Consider the following 3,657-nt stretch of genomic DNA (forward strand, 5'->3'; position numbering starts at 1 on the left):
TTAGTGGAATAATAGTATTGATAACATGAAGCGAATTGGCGCGATACGGCCTTTTGAACACAATTACCTTTTGTACGCCATACTTTCTTTATTCCTGCTTTCCTGTGGGATAGAAAAGGTGCCTGAAATCGGTATTTCAGGGGTCTGGAAGTCTTCAGAGTCCGGATGGGTTTTGCAGGTGGAGCAAGACAGCACCTATTCGTTTTTTCACTGGAATGCCCTGAGCTGTAGCCTCCACAGACAAGGCCCGATTGCGGATTTTGGGGATGCGATCCAAGTCAATAGAGATACACTGTTATTAACGCAAGGCGTTCTTACCTATCGCTTCTTCCGGACTTCAGAATTTCCCACGATTTGTGGCGAGACTCTTCCACCTGCAAAGGCATCGGACCCCATGTATAACTTTGAGGTATTTTCTCAGACTATAGCCGACCATTATGCCTTTATGGAATTAAATAATATTGATTGGCCAGCACTTTATGAGCAGCAGCGCAACAAATTGTCGGCGGATCCATCGGAATCCCGACTCTATGAAATCCTGGAGGAAACCCTGGAACTCCTCAAAGACAACCACGGATACCTGGAGGCAGACGAGGCTTTTTATGAACGGTTGGAAGCGAATAGCCCACCGTCGGAAACAACCAATGATCAGAACGCTCGAAAGGAGTACGGGGACTTTGAAGTAGCCAATATTGTTTCAGAGGCATACCTGTCCGAGGAGATGACCCGGGAATCCACCCTGCTTCGTTGGGGGATGCTCGATGCGACCTCCGGATACGTGCAGATCAAAGCCATGTGGTTATTCGCCAATCTCGATATCCCGAAGTCCCGCACTGAGCATCTCGGGTACGTGGGTGCCTATGTGGAGGCTTTCCAAGCTATGGATGAAGGAAACTATATTGAAAGGGAAGTGGCTGGGGTGCGGAATACCATGGACCGGGTTATGGCTGATCTGAAGTCTGCCGATCGTATCGTGCTGGATATTCGGTTTAATGGAGGCGGTCAGGATGCGGTCAGCTTTGAAATCCTCAGGCATTTCAACAACCAGAGGCGAAAGGTGGCTCTGGAGAAATTAAAAGGACCAGCGGGATTCAGTCCGATTCAGGAGATATGGCTTGAAACTTATGACATGCCCTTTCTTAAGCCTGTATTTCTTCTGATTTCCCCCCAGACCGGAAGTGCCGCTGAAACCATGGCCCTGGCGAGTCACTCGCTGCCTCATTTTAAGCGTATCGGATCCAGCACTTCCGGTGCCCTCTCTACGGCGCTTGAAAAAGAACTACCCAATGGATGGGACTTCGCCTTGTCGAATGAACATTTTATGGATACGGCAGGTGTTCTTTATGAAAACAAGGGGATCCCTGCAGATTACGACCTTCATTACCCGAGAGGTCGGCAGGAGTTTTTCAGGCAGGTAGCTGAGGCTCCCTATGCTGACCTCGAAGCCGTTTGCGAAGCCCTGGAAGAACTTCGGGAACAGGAGTAAAGAGACATCTTCTCAGGTAAGTATTGCGTTACCTGTTATGGGAATTCAGTATCCAGCACTATCTTCTGACCGGGAGGGGGAGGGGTCTTCCCCTGGAGATCGAACAGCTACTAAAGAATAAACAGAAACAGCAATGGAAAGATCAACCCGACCAACATCAGTTTCCACCCCCGTTTATTAAAGCCGTTTTTTCCCATGGGAATCATCATACCGGTTATGGCAATCAGTATCATCGCTGCCCCAAAAATATCGGAATACCAGATCCAGGCCGTATCGGTGGATTTATGGAGTTTGATGGTATGACCCAAAAATGGTACGGTTCGCCGGGCTTCCAGCACACCTTCACCTGTTTTTGTGTCCAGTTCCATTATGGAATTCCCTGTAAAGTCTACCCTGAGATTGTTTCCGCGCAAGCGGTGGCTCTCATACTCGAGTTTAAACGGGGCTACCAGATTCCGGACCTTTTCTTCGGTGAGTTCCCCCTTCGGGATCTTCAGGGTGACCTCTTCTGATTCATAGGCGTATTCCGTAGGATACCAGCTTTGGCGGTGGTTGAGGATGATTCCGGAAAAGGAAAACGCCAGGATAAGTCCAACATAGAAATAGGCAACGTCCCTGTGTATTTGTCTGTGGGTCAGGCTCATATATCTGAAGTGATTTTGAAAGACGTATTCAGGTTATATCTAACAGCTCAGGGTAATGAGCACCCTTGGGCTTAAAGGAAACAAAAATAGAATGATTCTAAATAAGAGAAAAGTAAAATCGTATTAAAAATTATTGCCTACTGCCCACTGCTTACTCCCGTAGGGAACTAAGAATCCTCTTCGGGTGGCATTTCAGCCAAATTGTAACGCAACTTCTTCAGTTTGAATTTGCCATAAACAAAAGGGCCATCCGAATAATGCCAGGTGGCTTCCCCGTATGCAGGCACACGAATTCCATCAAATTCCCGATAATCCTTAACAGGGGTAGTGAAAGGTACGGCCTTCATCTGTCCCACATCGTAGCGATCTTCTGAACGGAAATCTACCAAATCCCCTTCTGTATTAAAATAAAGGACTGCTGATATCTGCACTTTCCGGTAACTGAAGATGGCTTTAACCTGAAATTCATCCAGGGTTTCCCAAAGGATTCGTTCGTCTATAAGGGCTCCCGGGGCAAACAAACACATATCGTTTAAAAATGTTACGGTTTCAGTCGGTAGCATTTCCGGCTGGTCTATTTTGACCACCGGGTAGATGGAGAGCGCCTTTACTGTCATTTTTGCGGACGGCGGCTGATAGGAGTGATAACCATGGGTAGAGATTCCCTTCACCCGGGCTTTCATAAAAAACAGGCGTTTGGGTCTGGGGATAAAATTGTACTGACGAGAGCGAAATCCAAACCAGGCTCCCCCCTGGCTGCGCATCTCCCCATCGAACTCCAGATAGAAATTCTCTACTTTGGGTCGTCCGACGGCGCCGCTTCGTCGAATGTATTGCTGTACAACATCCGGAAGCCGTTCCAGATCTTTTTCCTGCAAAAGGTTTTGGGAAAGCCTCAGGTTTTCAAAGACAGCCTGGACGTCTTCCTTAAAACGACCTTCAAACCGCGCCTTTGAGTACCCTATAAAAACGCCTACTAAAATGACCAGATTGACAAACGATCCCAATTGGGTGTCCTCCCAGGCTGAAAAAATCCACATTTGTGAAATTAAAACCCCGATAAGTGCGGGGTGGAACCAATTAAGACGACCCTTTACAAGCTGAAGGGCCGCAGCAAAGAAAAACAGGGCGGCCAGCAGCCAGCTAAAGCCTACCATGGGTGGGATAACTTTATTAAAATAGTCCAGATTCACCCATCCATAGGCGTGGGCAAACCAGAAAATGTGGACTACCGCATGCAAGATCAGGAGTAAGACATAAGCAACTCTCATAGTAGTGGATCTTCAACTATTTTCCTGAAGCCTGTCAGGAAGCTCATTAGGCAAGATCAAAGATATCTTAATATGCGCCTTTAACAAACTGCAATGAACATTAAGGTGTAAGGGTGGGGAAAGCGATCAGATGTACGGCTAACGCGATCAGCCAGAGCAAAGTACGCACACCGTTTAAGCGGACCAGGCGGTTGAGTGCGGCTATATCCGCAGTTCCCCGGCTAATCTGCCCATGGAGGGGTACGAAAAATAAAAA

The 3,657-nt window shown here is 47.6% G+C and carries 3 protein-coding genes; 1 reads left to right on the top strand and 2 read right to left on the bottom strand.

What is annotated here, in order from left to right:
• Positions 1 to 25: 25 nt before the first annotated feature.
• On the top strand, positions 26 to 1,486 hold the full coding sequence (locus WBV75_RS00055) for a S41 family peptidase (RefSeq protein ID WP_424118623.1): 1,461 nt from the start codon (positions 26 to 28) through the stop codon (positions 1,484 to 1,486).
• A gap of 110 nt (positions 1,487 to 1,596) precedes the next feature.
• Here WBV75_RS00055 and WBV75_RS00060 read toward each other — a convergent pair whose 3' ends face one another.
• Together WBV75_RS00060 and WBV75_RS00065 are read right to left on the bottom strand one after the other, a co-directional pair.
• Entirely contained in the window at positions 1,597 to 2,130 is a 534-nt protein-coding gene (locus WBV75_RS00060) for a PepSY-associated TM helix domain-containing protein (RefSeq protein ID WP_424118624.1), read from the bottom strand.
• 167 nt (positions 2,131 to 2,297) lie between these two features.
• A complete protein-coding gene (locus tag WBV75_RS00065) occupies positions 2,298 to 3,401 on the bottom strand; it encodes a DUF6544 family protein (protein WP_424118625.1) in 1,104 nt (367 codons plus the stop codon).
• Positions 3,402 to 3,657 lie beyond the last annotated feature (256 nt).

Origin of the sequence: Robiginitalea sp. (assembly GCF_049588695.1) — a bacterium.
GTDB lineage: Bacteria > Bacteroidota > Bacteroidia > Flavobacteriales > Flavobacteriaceae > Robiginitalea.